This window comes from Aerosakkonema sp. BLCC-F183 (assembly GCF_041929145.1).
GTDB lineage: Bacteria > Cyanobacteriota > Cyanobacteriia > Cyanobacteriales > Aerosakkonemataceae > Aerosakkonema.
In genome coordinates this window covers 42,572-64,367 of sequence record NZ_JBHFNU010000063.1, presented here as the reverse complement: position 1 = coordinate 64,367, position 21,796 = coordinate 42,572, and the positions used below count along the sequence as shown (strand labels likewise).

The following is a 21,796-nucleotide window of genomic DNA, read 5'->3' as shown; positions in this document are numbered from 1 at the left end:
CAAATACGGTAGGGCATACCGAAATTAACGCTTGTGGAGAGATGACCCTCTACCTGAACTTGGAAACAATGTTCAAGCAAGGTCGCTCATTGAAGCAAGAATCTCCCGTTATAGCCTCAGCTTAACGGGAGAGTGTCAAGTGACAATACCTTGATGATTTGCCCATACAGATGGCCCAAGGCAAAAGAGAGGAAAGTGACCTACTTTGAGCAGTCAACTTACCGAAAACATGGCAGTATAGGTTGGGTGGAGGAGGATGCCGCGCCGTTTGCGATCGCGGTGGCAATGTACTTGAGAATCAAGCTCTTATCTGGGGGATTGCAAAACGCCAGCAGCACAAAGAACACTTCTAGGGCAGATTGCACGAGTTTAGGATTAAGATCGATCGGAAACTCATCCATACGCATTGGTTTGGCATTATCCGCAAAACGTTCTGATTAGCTAACAAAAATTTGTCAAAAAATATTACAAAAATTCGAGTTTGAACTTGCTCGTTTGTCAGAAACTGAAGTGAGAGGTAGGAAAAGAAATGTTAAAAAATAAGCAATTTAGCATCAAATCAAAACTAATGGTCCTGCTGCTGACAGCCAGCTTGGGATCGATCGCAATAGTTAACTACCTGGCTTGGAACAAAGCTAAAGAAACCCTCCATAAAAATATTTTCACCCATCTCACTAGCGTCCGTGCCACCAAACGGGAGCATATTGAAAATTATTTTAAAAACATCCAGAATCACCTGGAGACGCTTTGCGAAGATCGAATGGTTGTCTCAGCAATGGTAGAATTTAACAAAGGTTTCAAAAAACTCAACGACGAGTATGTAGAAAGAAATTTGAATTCAGAAATAGAAAAATATTACCAAACCGAGTTTTTTCCTAGACTTTCCAAAAGCATTGAAGGAGTGCCTAATTATGAAACCTATGCTCCCACAAGCCAAGCGGCTCAATATCTTCAGTATCACTACATTGCTAAAAACCCCAATTCTGTGGGCAAAAAAGACGAATTAGTTGAAGCAGAAGACGGGAGCGAGTACAGCAAATACCACGAAAAGTATCACAGTATTTTTCGCAATCTAACTAAAAAATTCGGCTACTATGATTTTTTCTTAATTGATTTTAAGACAGGGGATATCGTTTACACCGTTTCTAAAGAAACAGATTTTGCTAGCAACTTGAACGAGGGAGCCTATCGGCAGACCAACCTGGCACAAGCTGTGGCCAAAGTGCGAGAAAACCCAGAGCGCGGGGCAATCCAAATGGTCGATTTCAGCCCCTATCGTCCCTCCTATGGAAAACCGGCGGCATTCATTGCCGGCCCGATTTACAACGGCCCTCACGTCATCGGGATTGTAGCTGTGCAACTGCCGATCGATGAGATCGATAAGGTCTTGACCGGTAACGGAAACTGGGTCAGAGAGGGACTGGGAAACACAGGGCAAACTTACTTGATCGGCGGAGATTTGCTCATGCGTTCCAACGCTCGCTATCTTCTTGAAGACCCGGAAGGATATAAAAAAGTATTGCGTGCCAGCGGTACGGCAGAAAGCACCATTAGAACGATCGCCCAACAAAACACCTCAATTCTTTTGCAGAGGATAGACACCGAAGCGACGCGAGCAGCATTAGGAGGCAAAGATGGTATCAAAATCGTCGATAACTATCGTGGCGTACCTGTTCTGGCCTCCTACTCACCCGTGAAAATCGAGGGAGTACACTGGGCGATCCTGGCAGAGATGACTCTTGACGAAGCTTATGAGTCTGTGTCCGCCCTGCAAAACTTCCTCCTCATAGGAAGTGTGATTGTGATTCTTGTGATGACCTACTTGGCAAACTTTGCTGCTGTTAATTTTGTCAAGCCGATCGAGACGATCGTCAAAAGCACACGCCCAAACGATCCAGATAATGCAGAGTCCGATAAGTATGTCAACGCTAAAGACGAATTTGATGAAATCGGGCAAATTGTCAGCGAAATGCGCCAGACCATTCACCAAAATAAAGAATTACTAGAACAGAAAAGCCGCGAGAATGAAGAACTGCTATTGAATATGATGCCCAGCGCGATGGCAGAGCGGCTGAAAAAAGGCGAAACTCTAATTGCTGAGAGCGCCCCGCAGGTAACGGTATTGTTTGCCAGCATCAACGGCTTCCGCGAAGCGATCGCACGGCGAAACGTGCAGGAAAATGCGGCGATCCTCAACGATTTGATCGATATGTTTGACCAAGAAGCCGAAAAATACGACGTGGAAAAGTTTGCCGTCATTGGGGAACGCTACATAGCCGTATGCGGGCTGACAAAGCCACATTTGGATCAAGCTAAGCGGATGGTGGATTTTGCCCAAGCAATGTTAGAAGTTCTCAAACAAGCTAACAACAAACACAGAACCCAACTGAGCCTCCGCATTGGCATTCACACAGGTGAGGTCATGGCAGGGATTATCGGAAACAAAAAGTTTGCCTACAACATTTGGGGCGAAACGGTGAATATTGCCAGAATCCTAAACGTTCAAGCCGAACTGCATACAATTACCATCAGTAAAGACGTATACGAGCGCGTGCGCGACTTATATCGTTTTGAAAAAGGTAAAGATGTTCAGTTGGAAACAACAGGCAAAATCGCCACTTGGGTGCTGAGGAAGAAATGGTTGACAGGATTGATGGCAGACCTGATGTTCGATGAGGAGGAAGACCCTCTCAATAGCGACGACGATCGGGATTTGAAAGACGATCTCAATGTCAAGAAAGCTCCAGAAGCAAAGGAAAACAACGCTTTGGCGGCGCTGGGGCTCCAATCCCCCATCTCTTTCGAGGATCTGGACGATTTAGATCCCAAAGACACTCCCCAAACTAAAGACGCTCCACAAACCAAAGAAAATAAGAGTAGCCAAGCTGGACTGGGACTGCAATCCCTATTACCGTTAGACGATCTCGACGATCGAGACCCCTTTAACGACAATGGCTAAAGCGCAGGTCTTTCTTGTATTGATATATGGGCTAAGAAAGCAGATTTCTTGGATAGGAAAGTCGAAATTTCCTGGCCCCGTCCCCAAGCAACCTGATGGCTGGGATTACTAAAAACGGAGGATTGACAGTGTGACAAAGGAATCGTTGTGGATGTGGGGATTGACTCTGATTATTGCATTCCCCTTAGCGAATATTGGATTGGCAGAGGGCGTCCAACGCCTGCAACGACGAAGGAATCCTCTATCGCGCTTTTTGGATAACACCCGCAAGCTCGTGTTGCCCACTTTGGCGGTTTTGTTGGTAATGCGGCTGTTTCTGGGATTTGAAAATACCGATTTATCTTTACAAATTGTTCAGACAGTCTATTGGGTTGCCGCAATGGTGACTTGTCTGTCCCTAATCAATGCGGTGCTGACTGCCAAACCGAAGACAAATCAGTGGCAAATTTACGTGCCGGGTTTGTTTTATCAGGTAGCGCGTATGGTGGTGATTTTAGTCATCATCGCCTATATTCTCGCGGCGGTATGGGAAGTCGATTTATCTAAAGTAGCTGAGGCATTGGGGATAGGTTCGCTTGTCATTGCACTCGCACTACAAGACACACTTAGCAACCTCGTATCTGGGTTTTTGCTGCTGTTTGAATCACCGTTCAAACTGGGCGATTGGATTCGCGTGGGGGAACTTGAGGGTGAGGTGATCGAACTCAACTGGCGAGCTGTGCGCCTGAAAACAAGGGAAAGGGATGTGGTAATTATCCCCAACGGAGTTTTGGGAGGAGAAACTATCTACAACTACACTTTGCTCGATCCCGTTCACGTAGAAACAATTGAAATCAGCTTTCCCCACTCCACTCCCCCTAACTTGGTTAAGCGCGTGTTAAACGATGTCGCCCTCACTACAAAAGGTGTATTAACCAATCCAGCGCCGGAAGTCCTCACCAAGTCTTACGGTGAGTACACGATCTCATACGACGTGAGGATTTATATCCGGAAATTCACCGATCTCTACCAAATTCGCAATGACTTCGTAACCCGGATTTATTATGCTGCCAAGCGCTACAAGTTAGGTATTGCTTTGCCAGTTGCGATCGAGTTTGACAAACTTGACGTTAGCCATCTTCAGAAAAGCTATAGCAGCAAAGAAATTGCAGAATTCTTGCGAACTCTTCCTTATTTCTTCTCCATCAACCCTGAAGAAATCGACAAACTAGCTCAAACATCTACTTGGGAAGAATACGGATTGGGCGAAGAGGTGATTCTAGAGGGACAAAAGGTTGACGGTCTCTACATTATCCGAGAAGGTCGCGTTAAAGTGGCAGTGAATGACATCGAGGACCGGGAACACGTCATTGCTAAGTTGTCCAAGGGTGAGATTTTTGGCGATACAGCGATTATGCCAGGGGAAACAAGCCCTGTATCGGTGGCTGCTACCGATGATTTAACGGTCATTATTATCTCTCGGGATTCGGCAATGCAACTCATCGATCGATATCCCAAGTTTGCCCTGGAAATCAACCAATTCATTGAAGAACGCAAGAAAGCTTTGGTTGGGGTAAAAGGAACAGAAGACGAATCAAACAAAAATACAGCACGTAATGGCTATCTCAGCAGTCGTCGTTTTATTGGCAGCTGATATATTTTTGTTTGATGAGATCTAACTCTTTGAACAAATCGCAATTAGGTTTAGCTGCTATGATGACACGTGCAAAAAATGTCCTTGGAGGAGAGCTTTTGACTTGCTGTACTTCTCCCATGACCGGCTTTTATCGAGACGGAAAATGTTACACCGGATCTGGGGATATGGGGGCTCATATAGTCTGCGCCCAAGTTACCGAAGAGTTTCTTGCCTTTACCAAGTCAAAGGGCAACGATTTGAGTACGCCTGTACCGGCGTTTGATTTTCCCGGCTTAAAACCAGGCGATCGCTGGTGTTTGTGCGCCGCCAGATGGAAAGAAGCACTCGATGCCGGTGTCGCACCACCCGTAATTTTGTCAGCAACCCACGCTTTGGCGGTGGAATACGTTTCCTTAGATGAACTCAAAAAACACTCTCTCGATGTTGCTTAAAAATCCTGGGAATGGTTCAACTTTTCGTAACTAAAAATGCGAATAGTTTACTTTTTGCTGACTAGCTGGGAGCGAAAATAAAGACGATACAATTCGCAACTAGGTTTGGCATAATTTCCATCGAGTTGTACCAATCCCATGCTTTCTAATTTATAGGCTGCGATCGCTTCCAATGCGACGCCGCCATCCCCATTTACAACCTGTTGCAAAGCGGATATTAATTGGGGTTCATCTCGCAGCACCGCCAAAAGGCCGCGCAAATGGTGGCTGTAAATGCCAGATGATGTAGGAGCTGCTTGCAATAATTCCTTGAACGAAATTTCTTTTCGACACAGATGATAAAAGGCGACGTTAACTAAATAAGGATGTCCTCCCACCATTGACATCAGTTGCTCGATTTCTTTAACATCACTCCAATTTACTCCATATCGCCTTGCCAAATCTTGCACTTGTTCCAAGTTAAACTGGGGCAGCTTAATCGATAAACCCACATTAAAAGGAGATTGCGATAGCTTTAAGGGGATATAGATTTCTGTGGAGTGAACTACGACTAGCCGCAGTTTTTCCCAAGCTTCAACTGATTGTGCCTGTTCGTGCCAAAATCGCAACATCGGCAGAAAATCTTGTGCAATTTGGGGATGCTCGAAAATCCGATTCACTTCATTAAAAGCCAAGACGATCGGACAATCAATTTGCGGCAGCAGATACCCTTCAAAATAGATTTTGCAGCTGACTTTGCTGCCCATATCCTCATCCCAATATTCATCTAACATGGGGTTAAGGCCCAACTGCCTGGTGGCATTGGCACATATCCAACGCAATAAGCGATCGAGCGAGCTTAAAACTGCTTGGTCTGCTTCCTGAAAATCCAAGTAGACAGTTTTGTATTCCAAATTGTTCGCATGAGCGAGAATCCGCGTCAGAAGGGAGCTTTTTCCCATCTTCTTCGGTGCTTTGATTCGGATCACGCATCCCGGTTGTGTAATTTCAGCATAGGAGAGTTCTTCAATCGGGGGGCGATTGATGTACAAAGCTGAATTTAAAGGTACAGGACTGCTGGGAAATACCAACTCGGTCTGTATAACCGAGCTAGACAATGTATTTTTCGATACAGTATCTGTTCGCAATTCCGGCGCGGTTAGGGTTTGCGACTGAGCTAGATGTTTGTGCCGATACTGGTTGAGAACTATATAAAGATTTTTTTTGGTTACCCGTTCGCCCAGTACCTCTGAAAGGTCATGCCACAACTGGGAACCGATTTCCTTAATGTGAGCGCTACCGTAAGCTGCTTCTCTGGCCATCTCGCTATACGTTTGCTGGCTCCACGACTGACGCAAGACCAACCGCTCTAAGGGATTGAGCTGCCTACCCAGCAGATTTTGTTCGACCACTTGCAAAAGCTCTTCAATGCTCATGTTTTTAGCAAAAGAAATTTAGAGGGACATTGCGGACGATTACTTTCATACTTAGAATACCACTTTTCCTACTTTTCCTACCTTTGTCAGCAATAATTTTCCGCCATGTAACTCTTGAAAGCTAGGGTTCTTTATGATATAAGCCTGACCTACTTCTGGTAGAAGCGGTTTAGAGACAAAGATATCTTTCCATAGATTCATAGGCGGAACTTGTGAGCATGATGAATTAGTGTGTCTGTTTTTACACACTCACTGAGGATGTTTAGCTCCAAGCTGCGAGAAAGTGCGATCGTAATCGGTACAATTTCGGAACTTTCGGAATTGAGTTAATCGGGATATTCAGTTGAGTTCCGAAAAAGAATAGTAGTAGCACATTTGGTACAAAAGATGTCAATCATAAAAGTAGCCACCTTTTTTTGCAGTCAGTAAAAGTTTAGTTCAAAAACTCGTAAACCAACAAAAAACAGAGGGAAATCTACAGCCTAAACAAACGGGAAAACCACGCTGTATCAACTGCCAAGATAGAGATTGATATTACGTCAATTTTTATCAAAAAAATGTGACACATAATCTTTACCACAGTGATTGTTTAAGTAAGCTAGGGTGTTCTGAATCACTCGTTATTGATTGAGCGCAGGGGGAAAAAATAGTTTTTGCACATTCAACTAGAAAATAAGAATGCCATCTTTAAATTTTTCCGAATTTCAAGCTCCGTCCTGTTAAGGCGGAGCCAATTCAAAATCCAGAATCCCTGCATCGGGTGACCCCGATCGTTCTTATTTTGCTATTAATTATTCTGCGGTTGGCAACAGTTAACTATGGGTGCTTGCCCAAATTCGCTTAACCCGACAGACTGGAGAAGTTGCTGCCATTCAGCAGAAATGGTGCGATCTTGAGGGCGCGATCGCTTCAATTCTGCCAAAGTGGCGACCGTTTCGTACCAGTATCCATTTTTGGCATAAAGTTCCACCTTCTGGAGCGGTTCCGCGCTGTTTATCTCGCTTTTGAGGGCAGAACTCAGTTCCATGCGTTGCAACCATCCTTCCACCACCACATTCCGCAATGGTTCTTTTGCATCGCAAATTACTGCCACAGTCCACTTATAGCGTTTGCCGATCTCCAGAGCGGGAGCGGTATCGGGAAGTGTAAAGCTAACAATGCCGGGAATACCTGTCAGAGTAAGAGTAGTTTGGTAAATTCCATTTGAGTTTTCATCCCACAAACTTAATTCGGCTTTCAAAGGTTGAGATTCCGGAATTTGGACAAGAATTGTGGGATATGCCGCTGCGGTGATCTCTCCATTTGTAGCCGGAATTAAAGCCGCTACCTGAGATCTTGTGTTGCCTATTGCCGACTGGCTGGAGGCTCTTTCTTGGATGCAAATCCCTCGCGATGCGCCCCCAGATGTTCTCTGAGGACTTCCTTTGGGCTGGAAGGTGACGCTATTAACAGGTGCAAATGGAAACAGGGATACTACAACGGTTATCCCAGACAACAATAATCGCGCTAATTTCTTCTTATACATAAATAAACTCGACAGGAACACGCTTCTATGATGTTTCACTTTGTCTGAGTTTGCCAACCGTATCAACAGCTTTGTTCAGCTAAATTTTGTAGCTGTAGGGGTAATTTATGAATTAGCCCTACAGCCATAGCACCGATAATCATCTTTGGGAGCGTAAGTCGTGTTTTACTTTTCTTTTTTTTCCTACCCGCTCTAAAATTTCGTGGGCAGGTGTTGCTGTTGGCAGAAGTCAGAAACCGAGTTTCTTCGTCGATATCTAGTTGAGAAAGCCACAATTTTTCTAAGAAACCCGGTTTCAAAGCGTAAGTCCCATACAAATTAATTCACCTAGCGTCCAGTCCAGCCTTAACCAGATCTTTTATTTGGCGAAGCCGAATTTCAATGATAAAGTTCTGTAAATAAATTGCTCTGTTTGATAGTGATAGGTTTTATCAAAAATAGCTTATTTGAGGGATTGTGGAGAGTGTTTGATATGATTCATCAATTGAGGAGGTTATTTTGGCTAGTAGGAATTTTTTTGGTAATGCTTGGGGAAACCAAAACAGTAGGCAGCACGACAGCAAATTTGCCCGTCAATCTTCAAAAATTGGAAATTACCGATCGCGATCTTATCTCCCCAATCTCAGAAACGATAAACTATACACCAGATGTGCAGATAAGTCAACTGCCTAACCCAATTTTGCCGACAGAACCTGAATTACCGCCTCCGACGTTACCGCAACCGCAACCATCTCCCCTGCAACGAACCCCAACAACTCCTTCTCCCAGCCAAACTCCCCTGGAAATTCCGGGAACAATTCGCGTAGAAAGGTTTGAATTTGAGGGAAATACAGCGTTTAGCGATCGCGAATTGGCGGAAGTTACCAAGCAGTTTACCGGACGAGAAATAAACTTTGCGGAACTGCTGCAAGCAGAAGCAGCCGTGACCAACAAATACACACAAGCAGGATACGTCAATTCCGGCGCGGTGATTCCAGCTAACCAAACCTTCAAGAGAGAAGGAGCGGTTGTTAAAATCCAAGTAGTTGAAGGAGGATTGGCAGAAATTCGGGTAACGGGAACTCGCCGCCTCAACCCCAGCTACGTGCGATCGCGCTTAGAAATTGCCACCCGCGTACCCCTAAATCGTAACCGTTTGCTGGAAGGTTTGCAGCTGCTGCAACTCGATCCCCTCATCGCAAATGTCTCCGCCGAACTCCAAGCCGGAAGCCGTCCGGAAAGAAGTAGATTGGAAGTGCGGGTAAAGGAAGCAGACACATTCACTGTAGAATTATTTGCCGATAACGATCGCTCTCCCAGTGTCGGTACTTTTCGCCGGGGTATTCGCTTCAACCAAGCTAATTTACTCGGATTGGGGGATGGACTGCAAGTATCTTACGCCAACACCGACGGTAGTAACGAATTGGACGCCAGCTACACGCTTCCCGTCAATCCCCGCAACGGTACAATAAGATTTGCAGGTGGTATTACTCATACCCACGTAATTGAACCACCATTCGATCGCATTGATATTGAAGGAAAATCTCGCACTTACGAAGTAACTTATCGCCAACCGATTGTGCAAAAGCTATCTGGCGAATTAGCTTTGGGAGTGAGTTTCTCCCGACAGGAAACCGAAACTTTCTTAGAAAACGAAAAATTTCCCTTATCCCCAGGTGCAAACGATCGAGGAGAAACGCGAGTTTCCGCTTTTCGCTTTTTTCAAGAATATGTGAAACGCGATCGAAATCAAGTTTTCGCAACGCGATCGCAATTTAGTGCCGGTGTCGATTTCTTCAGCGCCACTACAAATGATGATGCACCGGATAGTCGCTTTTTTTCCTGGCGCGGACAAGCTCAATACGTGCGCTTATTAGCACCGGAAACTTTGCTGATCCTGCGTTCCGATATTCAGCTTGCCACAGATTCGTTACTATCTTTAGAACAGATTGGCATCGGCGGTACAAGCAGCGTGCGAGGATATCGACAAGATTTATTATTAACAGATAACGGTGCGATCGCTTCTGCGGAAGTCAGAATCCCTATCCTCAGAATACCTAAAGTAAGAGGATTGTTGCAAGTTGCTCCCTTTATTGATTTTGGCATCGGTTGGAACTATACTGGCGAAGAACCCAATCCCGACTCGAATAAATTGCTGGGTGTAGGTTTGGGGTTGCTGTGGCAGATGAGCGATCGTCTCAATGCGCGTGTAGACTACGCTATTCCTCTCATCGAAGTTAATGCAGGCGATCGAACTTTGCAAGAGCAAGGTATTTATTTCTCGATTAACTACTTTGCCTTTTAGAGAGAAACTCATCGAGAAATAAATCTGAATTACGCACCCTACAAGCTGATGCCGATATAACTGCGTCTGCTTGCACAAAGGCAATCCAAAATCCAAAATCAAGTGCCGATTATTTGAGGTTATAAATGCAAACCGATAGCCTTTTTTACATGATTTTCCAAACTTATCCCAGCATTCTGTTTGAGCTAATTGGCAATCCTTCACCAATGGCACCAACTTACAGTTTCGCTTCTCAAGAAGTCAAACAGACTAGCTTTCGTATGGATGGCATTTTAGTGCCGCCTATCCATGCGGTGCAATTGCCTATATATTTTGTTGAGATCCAAGGATATAAAGATACCAAAAAAGTTCTTTATTCCAGCTTTTTCAGCCAAATATTTCTATATCTGCACGACTACCAACCCAGGAATGATTGGCGCTCGGTTTTAATTTTTACCAAGCACAACTTCGATCCGGGCTTACCGATTCAGTATCAAGACTTCGCGAACAGCCCTCGCTTTCAACGTATTTATCTGGATGAATTAAGCCAAACAACCAATCTATCTTTGGGTTTGAGTATACTGCAATTAATCGGCTTAAAGGAAGAAATAGCGCCGCAAAAAGGGAGGGAACTAATCGAGCGAGCAAAACAAGAAGCTGAGAAACCTTTGTCTCCAGAAAAAGTTGTAGAATTGATAGAAACAATTTTTGTTTACAAATTTCCCAATTTAACTCGTCAGGAGGTAGAGCGAATGTTAGGGTTAAACGAACTCAAACAAACAAGGGTTTATCAGGAAGCGCTACAAGAAGGAAAACTAGATGTAATTATTCGCCAACTCACGCGGCGGCTTGGTACGCTTCCAGCAGAGTTGCAAGCAAAAATTCAGCAATTGTCAATTGCACAACTAGATGCTTTGAGCGAGGCGCTGCTAGATTTTTCGGAAATGGCAGAATTAAAAGCTTGGTTGTCTGAACTGCCTGTTAGTTAAAAATGTCATAAAAAACTATGTCAGCTACTTTGCCAAAGCTTTCGATTTACTTTGCTAGCAGCGCTGTCGTAAGCCTGCTAGCTTACCTTTATCCAGCCGGAGGACAAATTATACCCGATCGCACATTAGGGAGCGAAAATTCCCAAGTAGTTCCTAATGTAGAAATTAAAGGAGTACAGAGCGATCGCATCGACGGCGGTGCGATTCGGGGTGCAAATCTCTTCCACAGTTTCCAAGAATTCAACATCCCAGAAGGAAGAGGTGCTTACTTTAGCAATCCAGACGGGATAATCAACATTCTCACTCGCGTTACCGGGGGAAATCCCGCCAACATTTTCGGCACATTGGGGGTATTGGGAAATGCCAACTTATTTTTAATCAATCCGAGAGGAATTGTGTTTGGGCCGAACGCCAGATTGGATTTGCGCGGCTCATTTTTGGCATCGACATCTGATAGTATTATCTTTGAAAATAGCTATGAATTTAGCGCCAGCAATCCCAGCGCACCGCCACTATTAACAATTAACATTCCCAACGGTTTGCGATTTCGAGATAATCCCGGTAGCATTACCGTACTGGGAACTGGGCATAACTTGCAGGCGATCCCGAAGATAGGCGGTACAGATTTCCGCAATCGCCCAGTTGGGTTGCAGGTCGATCGCGATCGCACTCTAGCATTAGTTGGCGGTGAAGTAACCATCGCCGGCGGCAATCTCACCGCACCAGCCGGACACATTGAGTTAGGCAGCATTGGCTCAGAGGCTTTGGTAAAATTGACTCCACTACCCTCCCTTGACGAAGAAATTAGAGGCGGTGGTTGGACATTCGACTATACAGGGATTGACAATTTCCAAGATATTCGTCTGATACAAGCAGCATCTGCGATTACCGTCAGCGACAAAGGCGGCCCAGTCAACCTGACAGGCAGACGAATCACCGTCACAGACGGTTCTGCCATTCACAGTAGCACCGACGGAGCGGGAGCGGCTGGAAGCATTACAGTCAGAGGAACGGAGACAATTGAAGTATCGGGTTTTACGCCCCTTATTTATCCCAGTGGCTTATTTGCTGATGTCAGACAAGGCGCAACTGGTAAAGGGGGTGAAGTAACCATTGAAACCGCTCGCTTATTACTTGCAGGTGGCGGTCAAATCAGCAGTGCTACATTTGGGCAAGGGGATGGAAGTACTATAACCGTAAGGGCTGGCGATGCGATCGAAATCATTGGCAACCTCAGTAAGGAGCAACTTCCCAGTGTTTTGTTTACGGCAGCCGCACCGATATCGTCAGGCAATGGCGGTGACATCACGATCGAAACTGGGCAATTGTACATAGCAGGTGAGGGAAAAATAAGCTCTGCTACCTACGGTCAAGGCAATGGCGGTAACATCACGATCGAAACTGGGCAATTGCGACTGGAAGACGGGGCACAGATAGCTTCTGATACATACGGTAAAGGCAACGGTGGCAATCTCACAGTACGCGCCAGCGAGACGATCGAATTGATAGGTGCGACGGCCAAACTTCCCAGCGGCTTTTTCAGTGCCGTCGCGCCAGGAGGTGTAGGTAAAGCAGGCAACTTGACTGTTGAAACTGCACGATTGCACTTAGAAGGTGGAGCGCAGATAAGCACGGGTGTATTCGGTCAAGGCGACGGTGGTAATCTCACAGTCAACGCGAGCGAGAGCGTTGAATTGATTGGTGGCACTAGCGCATTTCCCAGCACTTTGTACACTTCGGTCGCTCTAGGAGGTGTAGGTCAAGCTGGTGACTTAACCATTGAAACTGCGCGATTGCGCTTAGAAGGCGGCGCACAGATAAGTGCCGGTGTATTCGGTCAAGGCAACGGGGGTAATCTCACAATACGTGCCAGCGAGGGTGTCGAAGTCAGCGGTAGCACTGCACAAGGAAACCCCAGTGCCTTGTTCGCTTCCATCCAAGCAACAGGAGTTGGTCTAGGCGGTAACGTGACGATCGTTACCGAAAGATTGCAAGTTGACAAAGGTGGTGTGCTAGGAGTAAATGACTTTTCCGGAACAGGCGGGGCAGGGACGCTGACCGTAGCAGCTAACTCCATTCTGCTCGATCGCGGCATACTCACCGCCCAAACCAAAGCCGGAAACCAAGGTAACATCGAACTTTCTGCCGGCGATATCCAATTGCGACAGGGCAGCATCATTGAAGCTAACGCCCTTGGCAGCGCCACAGGCGGCAACGTCACCCTCAACAGTGACATCCTGCTGGGCTTTCCAGGCGAAAATAGCGATATCACAGCCAATGCTCAAACCGCCCAAGGCGGGCGCGTTACCGTCAATGTTCCTAACATATTTGGTCTTGCAGGCATCGATCGCGAGCAATTGCGAGATAATCTGGGACTGAGCGATGCTGAATTCGCTGCCCTACAAATCAATCCGACTTTCCTACTACCGAGTAGCGACATCAGCGCTATTTCCCAAACGGCTGGCCCCGACTTGCAAGGGACGATCGCGTTTAGCACCGCTGGCGTTAATCCGGCTCAAGGTTTAGTTGAACTGCCTCAAAATATCGTCGATCCGTCAGCGCTGATTGCCGCGAATCCCTGTACTCAAGGAGCGGGTAGCGAATTTACCATCACCGGACGGGGAGGTTTACCGCCTTCTCCCAATGACCTTCTGGATAGCGAAGTGCCTCAGTTTGGCTGGGTGGAACCTGTTAAGGGGAGTGGGGGAGTGGGGGAGCGGGGGAGTGGGGGAGCGGGGGAGTGGGGGAGTGGGGGAATTAAGATCCGTCTTCCCTCTGCGTCTCCTATTCCCGCGCAAGGTTGGGTGATGAATGGTGCTGGGGAGGTGATGCTGGTGGCTTACAATCCGGGTAATGCTGTTTTCGATCGCACTCCCAAGTCTTCATCTGTTTGTTTGCCGCGAATATCACAGTAGTATGGTGCGTCAGACCTTGGTTATAGTTCAATAAAATCAGGTTTTTACTATCTGATATCGTGTCGGGTTACTTTGGTAATGTAAGATTGATGCGAAAGGTTATTTGTGGGAATGAGGGGTTAAATTTTTACCGCAGATGAAGACAGATGAACGCGGATGAACGCAGATAAGAAAGTGATTTTTTTAGACAATCGATGCTACGGGACATTATGCGTAATAATATATGAAATCCAATAATTTGCGTTCGATCGCACAAACTACTTTCTTATTTCTGCTCTTTGCCATCTCATTTTTATTAGTAATTATCACTCCGGCGGCGGTAACTCAGGTGAGAGGAGCCGAGACGATGCAACTGGATCGAACTTCTGGTTTGAACCTTATTCAAGAAGCACGAAATCTCTCTAATGAAGGACGTTTCCAAGAAGTAGCGCCTTTGTTGCAACAGGCAGCAGCAATGTTTGAAAGGCAGGGCGATCGCCTCAATCAAGCAATGGCTTTGAGCAATCTAGCGGCAACTTTAGCACAATTGCAGGGGTGGGATGAAGCGGAACAAGTGATAAATACCAGTTTGTCTGTGCTAAAATCGCAACCCAAAAGTGCGGAACAAATGCGAATTTTGGCTCAAACTCAAGATATTCAAGCACAGCTACAAATGGAACGAGGACAAGTTCAAGCGGCTCTAGATACTTGGACGCAGGCATCCAAACTTTATCAGCAAATTAATGCCAACGAGCAATTTACCCAAACTCAGATTAACCAGAGTCGAGCTTGGGAAGCGTTGGGATTGTATCCTAGAGCCTGCAAAACTCTCTTAAACGCTTTGAAACTGCAATCTGAAACTTGTAGATTTTCTAAGGAAGCTTTGGCAAGTTGGCAAAATCGATCGGCTTCTCGCCAAAATATCCAAGCTATGAATGCTTTAGGTCAGGTGTTGCGAGTTTTGGGGCAACTGGAGCAGTCAGAGCGAGCTTTAAAGGCGGGGTTGGCTGCGGCGCAAAAATTGAACTTAACTCAAGAACAAGCGGCTATTTACCTCAATTTGGGCAATACAAAACGCGCTTTTGCCAACGAATCTATCTCAGAAACAGAAGAGAAAAACCAGTTTGAACGATCGGCTCTGGAGTATTACACCAAAGCTGCCCAAATGTCAACTCGCAAAGAGACGCGAATGCAAGCGCAGGTTAATCAATTCAGCTTATTGCTGGATGGGGAAAAGCGATCGGAGGCAGAGGCATTGTGGCGATCGATCCAATCTGAAATTAGTGAAATTCCATCCAATCGAGCGGGACTCTACACTCAAATAAATTTAGCGCAAAACTTGTTGAAATTGGCGATGAGGGAGCGGGAGAGCGGGAGAGTGGGGGAGTGGGGGAGTGAGGGAAATGCTGTCTCTATCTCTGCTAATCTCCAGTCTCTTTTATGGAGAGAAATCGAGGAAATGCTCGATCGAGCTTTAGGAAAAGCAAAGCGTTTGGGCGATCGGCGTATCCTAGCTTATATCCTGGGTATACAGGGTAGGTTATGGGAAGTCCAGCAGCAACAAGTGGAGGCAGAAAACCTCACAAATCAAGCTCTGAGTTTGGCTCCTCCTTTTGAATTTCCCGAAGTTGCTTACGAGTTGCTTTGGCAAATGGGACGCCTTCGCAAAGCGCAAGGGGATATAGAAGCAGCTGTGGGTTACTATAGTCAAGCTGTGAATATCTTATCTTCTCTGCGAGCTGATTTGGTGACGATCCAATCGCAAGTACAATTCTCGTTTCGCGAAAGTGTCGAACCGATTTATCGCGAGTTAGTGGGGTTACTTTTGGAAGGAGAGGGGAAGGTTACCGATCGAGCTAAACTGAAGCTAGCTCGTCAGACGATCGAGTCTTTGCAGTTGGCGGAATTGGACAACTTTTTCCAGGATGCTTGTGCGGATGTGAAAGCCAGAATAATTGATGAAGTCGATCGCACTGCTGCTGTTATTTATCCTATAATTTTAAGCGATCGCCTAGAGGTGATTGTGTCTGTTCCCGATCGACCCCTGCGGCATTACAACACCGCCAAATCTAAGGCAGAATTGGAAAGTATTTTCAAACGAGCAAGAGTTTCCCTCAGACGCACTGCTTTTGAGCAAGAGCGTTTACCCCTCGCACAACAACTCTACGATTTGTTGATTCGTCCGGTAGAAAAAGATTTAGCTGCAAGCGACGTTAAAACTCTGGTATTTGTGTTGGATGGCTATCTGCGAAATGTGCCGATGGCTATTCTGCACGACGGTCAAAAATATCTGATCGAAAAATACAGCATCGCTCTTACTCCCGGACTTCAATTATTAGAATCGCGACCGCTGACGCAAGTAAGATTGAGAGCGTTGACAGGCGCTCTGACAGAAGCGCGTCAGGGTTTTCCGGCTTTGCCGGCAGTTGCGAGCGAAGTGGAACAGATTTCTTCTGCGGTTCCCGCTGATACTCTGATCAATCAGCAGTTTATCACTCAGGAACTACAAGCACAAATCAACAAAATTCCTTTCCCAGTTGTTCACTTGGCGACTCACGGTCAGTTTAGCTCGAAAGCATCGGAGACTTTTATTTTGACTTGGGATGAGCGTATTAATGTTAAGCAATTAGATCGATTGTTGCGTTCTCGTTCCCAGGAAAAGAAAGCGCCGATCGAACTGCTTGTCCTCAGTGCTTGCGAAACTGCGGCGGGAGACGATCGCGCTGCTTTGGGTTTGGCGGGAATTGCAATTCGATCGGGTGCCCGCAGCACATTAGCTACACTTTGGCAAGTAAATGACGAATCTACTTCGATCGTGATGGCGGAATTTTACCGCGAACTCACCAAACCGGGAATTAGCAAAGCGGAAGCTCTCCGCAACGCGCAACTGAAGCTATTGCGAAATCCTCAATATCAAAATCCCTACTTCTGGGCACCTTTTGTGCTAGTAGGTAATTGGCAGTGAGGGAGAGAGAAGTCAAAAGTCAAAAGTCAAAAGTCAAAATTGCTCCTTTTCCTTTTTTACTTCCTTTTTTACTCTCCCTCTCCCTCCTCCCTCTTCTTCTTATTTTTGACTTTTGACTTTTAACTTTTGACTTTTACCGGCTCATTGGCATAGCAGGTGTATCGGACGTATCGGAAGCATCGTTGCTTCCGCGTGCAAGGCTGTAACCGGTCATTGTCGCGGCCATTTCCAAATGACCCTGGACTGTGGGCAAGGTTCTCGTTGCAAAAGCTCTCAGATCTGCATCCTGTCCCATGCGGGCTTGGCGCTGGTAAACAGCCGCCGCTTCCAGGTGGCTGTTTACCCCAGCTTCGTTCAGATATGCTTCGTCAAAACTGTCTCCGCTAAGCTGCATCAGGCGATTCATTGCCGCTTCGTACTTCGGGCCAGGACTGTTGGGAGGAGTAACTCCCTTTCTTTGGGCTAACGCCATCAGTTCTCGATTTGCCTGTGTGTGTTGATCGATCATCCTCTGTGCAAATTGTCTCACTTGAGCGTTGTTCGATCGCTGCAACGCAAGCTGTCCTAATCTAACTTCCGCCATTCCCCCGTGGGCAGCATCGGTGATAAACTGCCTGTCAAGAGCGCTCATCTGACTGCGGCTTGACGAGGGTGCAGATTGTTCGGTTTGGTTTGTTTCGGCAATAGCTGAGTAATTCAAAGTACCAAATAATCCCGCTGCAACCAGCGCAGTTGTTACTGTTAGTCGTTTAAACATTGGTGATTTCCTTGGCTTTTTAGGTGGTTACTTTAATAGTGATCTGCTGGTTATTAAATACCTCTGTCTTGAGGTGAGTAAATTATTCTTTATTTAAGGCAAACAAATGACAATTCAAGGTATCTACGAAGTTTGTATTGGTTGCCCAGAACCGCTCTCTCTTATTCAATATTGGGAGCAATTTGGCTATCGGATCGGTAAAATAGGTGAATTATCAGCAGAATCAACAAATAAGTTGTATGGTGTCAATTCTCCTCTGCGATCGATTCGCCTCTATCACCAAGATGCAGACCACGGTCTCATCCGTCTAATGGTTTGGGAAAAGCCTACCAATGAGGGATTGCAGATGTCATCAATGAAGGTGAAAGGAAACCGTTGGGGAACTGCATTGACTGCTGATGTGTTGAATATTTCCAATCATGCTGAAGAGGCAGTTAAAGCTGGTTTACCAGTCAAATACATCTATCCGCAATGGGATGTAATCTATAACAAAGACAGAAAGGTGCGTCCTTTTGCAGAGCCTGCTATTGGCGTGCGGGAAATGGTGATGCTTCAACCTTTAACTCGCCAAATTTTCTTTCAAAGATTCAATTATACTGTGACTAATTACGGTCAAATTAATGAAAGCGCACATTTCAAAACCAGCCAGATAACCCACATGGGAATAGTGGTTCAAGATGACAGGAGAGAAACGTTCCGTTTTTATGAAGAAACGCTGGGGTTGCTGCGCGTGCGGGATGAGGACGAAACAAGTTATGAAAGTTCTGAAACAGCAAGACCGATTTTTGACCTTCAGCCGAATGAAAGATTTTTTGTGACAACTTTTGACGATCCGCGTTCGTCAAAGTCAGATTGGCAAGCAGTGCGATCGGGCAGACTTTATATTGTGCGATTTCCAGAATCTATTCAATTAGAAAATCATCTCGATCGGGCGCAACCGGGATGTTTGGGAATGTCGCTTTACACTTATCGCGTGCGAGGTATAGAAGATTATTTCCATCGCGTTAAGGCGAGTGCGGCTCAAAATATCACAGAAATTGAAACCAACGAGTTTGGAGAAAAAAGTTTTTCTTTCGTCTCACCCGATGGCTACTTCTGGACATTGCTTTCAATCTAATTGTAGTTGTAGGTTGGGTTGAGGTACGAAACCCAACTTGTCAGTTTTAGATGGTTGTAGGTTGGGTTGAGGTACGAAACCCAACTTGTGAGTTTTAGATGGTTTGGTTTCGCTCAGATAAACCCAACCTAAAAACTGATTATTTGAGTACGAAATATAAAAATACAAAGTCAAAATGCAGGAGAATGAATCACGATGCGATCGATTGCCCACACTTTCCAAAAAATGGCATTTTTATTAATTATAATGGCAGGCTATAATAAAACTGAAATAGCGGTAGGATTCCCAGCTTTTAATATAGATAAAAATCCCAATAATCCCGTAACTATTGCTGATAATTTAACGATGTTGGGAAGAGAGATAGCGGCAGGAAATGAGCAACTTGGTTTGCAATTATTCGATCGCGCTGTGCAGGTAGCAGAAACTATCGAGGAGCGTTCTACTAAGATTGAAGCTTTATCTAATATAGCGATAAAATTAGCAGAAGTCGGACAAACGCAGAAAGCGAGACAGCTATTCGATCGCGCTGTGCAACTGACTAAGAAAACCGATGAAAATTTTACCCTTTATCAACAAGATCCGGCGTTGCGCGATGTGGCGATTAAAGTTGCACAAGCAGGGTTTACCGAAAGAGGATTGCAGTTAACGCAAACACTTGCTTCTAATACTCGCAAAGCAGAGGCGCTGAATGCGATCGCAAGTATTTTAGCAGAAAAAGGACAATTAGAACCTGCCAGAAAAATCCTCTTAGACGCTTTACAAAAAGCCAGAGGAATTACGGGAGATTATGCTTACGAATCTAATGGCAGTTGCGGTAACGAAAAATTTGATATTTTGGCTAAAATAGCAGGTAATTTAAGTTTATTATCCCAGTTTGATAGAGCGCTACAAGTGGCTAAAAGCGTCACTGGTTGCAGTTCGGCTAGCGGTGAAAGCGGAGAAGATTATCAAGCTTGGGCATATCTCGGCATTCTCGCACATATGGCAAATGTCAACCAAGTCAAGCAAGCTTGGGCAAGTTCTCAAAACATCCAAGATGATGTCGAAAAAGCGAAAGTTTGGTCGGCGATTGCGGTAAAATTGGCGGGAATGAATGAAGTAAATTTAGCGCGATCGATCGCTGCACAAATTTACGAAAACATCCTCACCATAACTAAAATAGATTCAGGTTTGGCGCTGCGGGAATTTGGCGTCAAGGAAAAGGCGCTGCGGGATATTGCCGTTAAATTAGCGGAAGTCGGACAATTTGATGCTGCTAAGCAGGTGGCAGAAACGATCCACAAACTGACTCCGGCAGAAATAGCAGCAAATCAAGATTTTAATGTAGGAAATCAACCAAGAGTGAAAGCTTTAACTTTCGTGGAAATTGCTCGCCAATTAGCGAAAGCAAAGCAAATCGAACCAGCTTTGCAGATAGTTAATAGCATTGAAAATGGAGAAGTAAAAGCTTTAGGGATAATTGCGATCGCTCAAGAATTGCAAACAGCAGGACAACTACAGCAAGCGGAAAACCTACTCTCCCAAAACTTGCAGTTACCAACAGTTTCCAATCCTGATGATTTTGCAGAAAATCAATCAATTATTAGCATTGCTGAGGCTTTAGTAAAAGCGGGACAAATTGAGCGATCGTTGCAGATTGCCCAGTCTCTCAAAAAAGACGATTCTAAACAAGAAGCCTTGACTAATATTGCTTTGCAATTAGCAGAAATCGGACAAGTAGATCGAGCTTTGCAAATTACCAATACCTTAACTTTACTCGGTCTTAAAGAGTCAGCTTTAACTAAAATCGCATCGAAATATGTAGAAATTGGACAACTCGATCGCGCTGTGCAGGTAACTCAATCTCTCGACGAGAATAACAAAGCCAATATTCTGATAAAAATCGTCGATGCTTTTGCTAAATTAGGTAACTCTGAAACAGCTTTGCAAGTAGCGCAAACTATCCCCAGTCAGGAAATGAAAGCAAATGCGATCGCCAACATCGCTGCACGCGCAATCAAATTTAAGTAAAAATTTTCTATTCCTCCTCTGTTTCTGGAATCGGAAATCTTTCTCCAGCTAAATAAGCTTCAAAATGCTTCTTGAAGTAAATCCAAGAAGTCATATCACTGTCTAAAGGAGCTTTAGGAGCATTCTTGTACAAAGACATCCGGGTATTAATTTCATCCTGAAGCAATTGGGGTAAATCGTTAAAACTCTTCACTTTTTGACCGGTGGCGCTGTAGATAAGATGACCTGCTCTATCTCCCATTTTCATCCACGGAAGCCAAGGGCCGATCCTATCCCAACAAATAAACATTTTAGAAACAGAAAGTATTTCTGGATTGTCGAGTTCTTCAGTGGGAACTGTCAATTTAAACAATTCGGCTGCTTGATAAGTTTGTTGGGGACTGTACTCTTGAAATTTTTCATCTTCCGCGAGGGAGTTTGGGTAAGTGGGAAATAAATCAAACACGAATGTAGTGATTTCACCGTTCACTTCACCCGGAAAATTTCCTTTAAAGTGACCTTCTACCGGACTGTTGGCAACGTGAATAACGGTGAGTGTTTCTCCTGTCCAGGGGTTTTCCCATTTGTGCAGGATTTTGTTTGTATTTGGATCGAGGTAATAAGTCAGTTCTCTTGAGGTAAATTCCCAAGTCTTATCGTCATTTTCTATACATCTGCTAACGCTCATTCCCACGATATTGAAGAGGCGTTTTTTCTTCTCATTCGGTACAAAAGAGTATATCGAACCCGTCCAGGTGAGAAAGGTTTGGCTGCCATCTAGCGAGCTACGTACTTTCACCCATTGCCTAGTATCAAATTCCTTGATTTCGTTAACCATCTACTGACTCCCGATCGT

Annotated in this window: 14 protein-coding genes; 10 read left to right on the top strand and 4 right to left on the bottom strand. The window is 45.2% G+C overall.

Annotated elements, in window-relative coordinates; all coding sequences use genetic code 11:
- Positions 1-195: 195 nt before the first annotated feature.
- The 4 genes from ACE1CD_RS18935 (at position 196) to ACE1CD_RS18920 (ending at position 5,026) form a co-directional block, all read left to right on the top strand.
- Positions 196-441 carry a hypothetical protein gene (locus ACE1CD_RS18935; protein ID WP_374800744.1) on the top strand — a complete coding sequence of 82 codons (246 nt, stop codon included), beginning with the start codon at positions 196-198 and terminating at the stop codon, positions 439-441.
- A gap of 88 nt (positions 442-529) precedes the next feature.
- Positions 530-2,959, top strand: a complete 2,430-nt coding sequence (locus ACE1CD_RS18930) for an adenylate/guanylate cyclase domain-containing protein (RefSeq protein ID WP_374800746.1) — start codon at positions 530-532, stop codon at positions 2,957-2,959.
- Positions 2,960-3,089: 130 nt separating this feature from the next.
- The gene (locus tag ACE1CD_RS18925) at positions 3,090-4,592 is read left to right on the top strand and encodes a mechanosensitive ion channel domain-containing protein (protein ID WP_374826028.1); all 1,503 of its coding nucleotides are present in this window, start codon (positions 3,090-3,092) and stop codon (positions 4,590-4,592) included.
- A 62-nt stretch (positions 4,593-4,654) separates the two neighbouring features.
- Positions 4,655-5,026: a DUF2237 family protein gene (locus tag ACE1CD_RS18920; RefSeq protein WP_374800808.1), complete on the top strand. Its 372-nt coding sequence runs from the start codon at positions 4,655-4,657 to the stop codon at positions 5,024-5,026.
- A 47-nt stretch (positions 5,027-5,073) separates the two neighbouring features.
- Here ACE1CD_RS18920 and ACE1CD_RS18915 read toward each other — a convergent pair whose 3' ends face one another.
- Positions 5,074-6,441, bottom strand: a complete 1,368-nt coding sequence (locus ACE1CD_RS18915) for an AAA-like domain-containing protein (RefSeq protein WP_374800750.1) — start codon at positions 6,439-6,441, stop codon at positions 5,074-5,076.
- Between the two features lie 787 nt (positions 6,442-7,228).
- Positions 7,229-7,966: a DUF928 domain-containing protein gene (locus ACE1CD_RS18910; protein ID WP_374826027.1), complete on the bottom strand. Its 738-nt coding sequence runs from the start codon at positions 7,964-7,966 to the stop codon at positions 7,229-7,231.
- A gap of 472 nt (positions 7,967-8,438) precedes the next feature.
- Between ACE1CD_RS18910 and ACE1CD_RS18905 the strand changes: the two genes are divergently transcribed.
- The 4 genes from ACE1CD_RS18905 (at position 8,439) to ACE1CD_RS18890 (ending at position 17,077) form a co-directional block, all read left to right on the top strand.
- The gene (locus tag ACE1CD_RS18905; RefSeq protein ID WP_374826026.1) at positions 8,439-10,250 is read left to right on the top strand and encodes a ShlB/FhaC/HecB family hemolysin secretion/activation protein; all 1,812 of its coding nucleotides are present in this window, start codon (positions 8,439-8,441) and stop codon (positions 10,248-10,250) included.
- Between the two features lie 125 nt (positions 10,251-10,375).
- Positions 10,376-11,218 carry a DUF2887 domain-containing protein gene (locus ACE1CD_RS18900; protein WP_374826025.1) on the top strand — a complete coding sequence of 281 codons (843 nt, stop codon included), beginning with the start codon at positions 10,376-10,378 and terminating at the stop codon, positions 11,216-11,218.
- Positions 11,219-11,235: 17 nt separating this feature from the next.
- A complete protein-coding gene (locus tag ACE1CD_RS18895) occupies positions 11,236-14,133 on the top strand; it encodes a filamentous hemagglutinin N-terminal domain-containing protein (protein WP_374826024.1) in 2,898 nt (965 codons plus the stop codon).
- Between the two features lie 223 nt (positions 14,134-14,356).
- On the top strand, positions 14,357-17,077 hold the full coding sequence (locus ACE1CD_RS18890; RefSeq protein WP_374826023.1) for a CHAT domain-containing protein: 2,721 nt from the start codon (positions 14,357-14,359) through the stop codon (positions 17,075-17,077).
- 133 nt (positions 17,078-17,210) lie between these two features.
- Here ACE1CD_RS18890 and ACE1CD_RS18885 read toward each other — a convergent pair whose 3' ends face one another.
- Positions 17,211-17,834 (bottom strand): DUF4142 domain-containing protein, encoded by a 624-nt coding sequence (locus ACE1CD_RS18885; protein ID WP_374826022.1) that lies wholly within the window; start codon positions 17,832-17,834, stop codon positions 17,211-17,213.
- A 106-nt stretch (positions 17,835-17,940) separates the two neighbouring features.
- Between ACE1CD_RS18885 and ACE1CD_RS18880 the strand changes: the two genes are divergently transcribed.
- Together ACE1CD_RS18880 and ACE1CD_RS18875 are read left to right on the top strand one after the other, a co-directional pair.
- Positions 17,941-18,951, top strand: a complete 1,011-nt coding sequence (locus ACE1CD_RS18880; protein ID WP_374800766.1) for a VOC family protein — start codon at positions 17,941-17,943, stop codon at positions 18,949-18,951.
- Between the two features lie 195 nt (positions 18,952-19,146).
- Positions 19,147-20,961 carry a hypothetical protein gene (locus ACE1CD_RS18875; protein WP_374826021.1) on the top strand — a complete coding sequence of 605 codons (1,815 nt, stop codon included), beginning with the start codon at positions 19,147-19,149 and terminating at the stop codon, positions 20,959-20,961.
- A gap of 7 nt (positions 20,962-20,968) precedes the next feature.
- On the opposite strand, the gene ACE1CD_RS18870 is transcribed toward ACE1CD_RS18875, so the two are convergent.
- The gene (locus ACE1CD_RS18870; protein ID WP_374826020.1) at positions 20,969-21,778 is read right to left on the bottom strand and encodes a DUF1838 domain-containing protein; all 810 of its coding nucleotides are present in this window, start codon (positions 21,776-21,778) and stop codon (positions 20,969-20,971) included.
- Between the last annotated feature and the right edge of the window lie 18 nt (positions 21,779-21,796).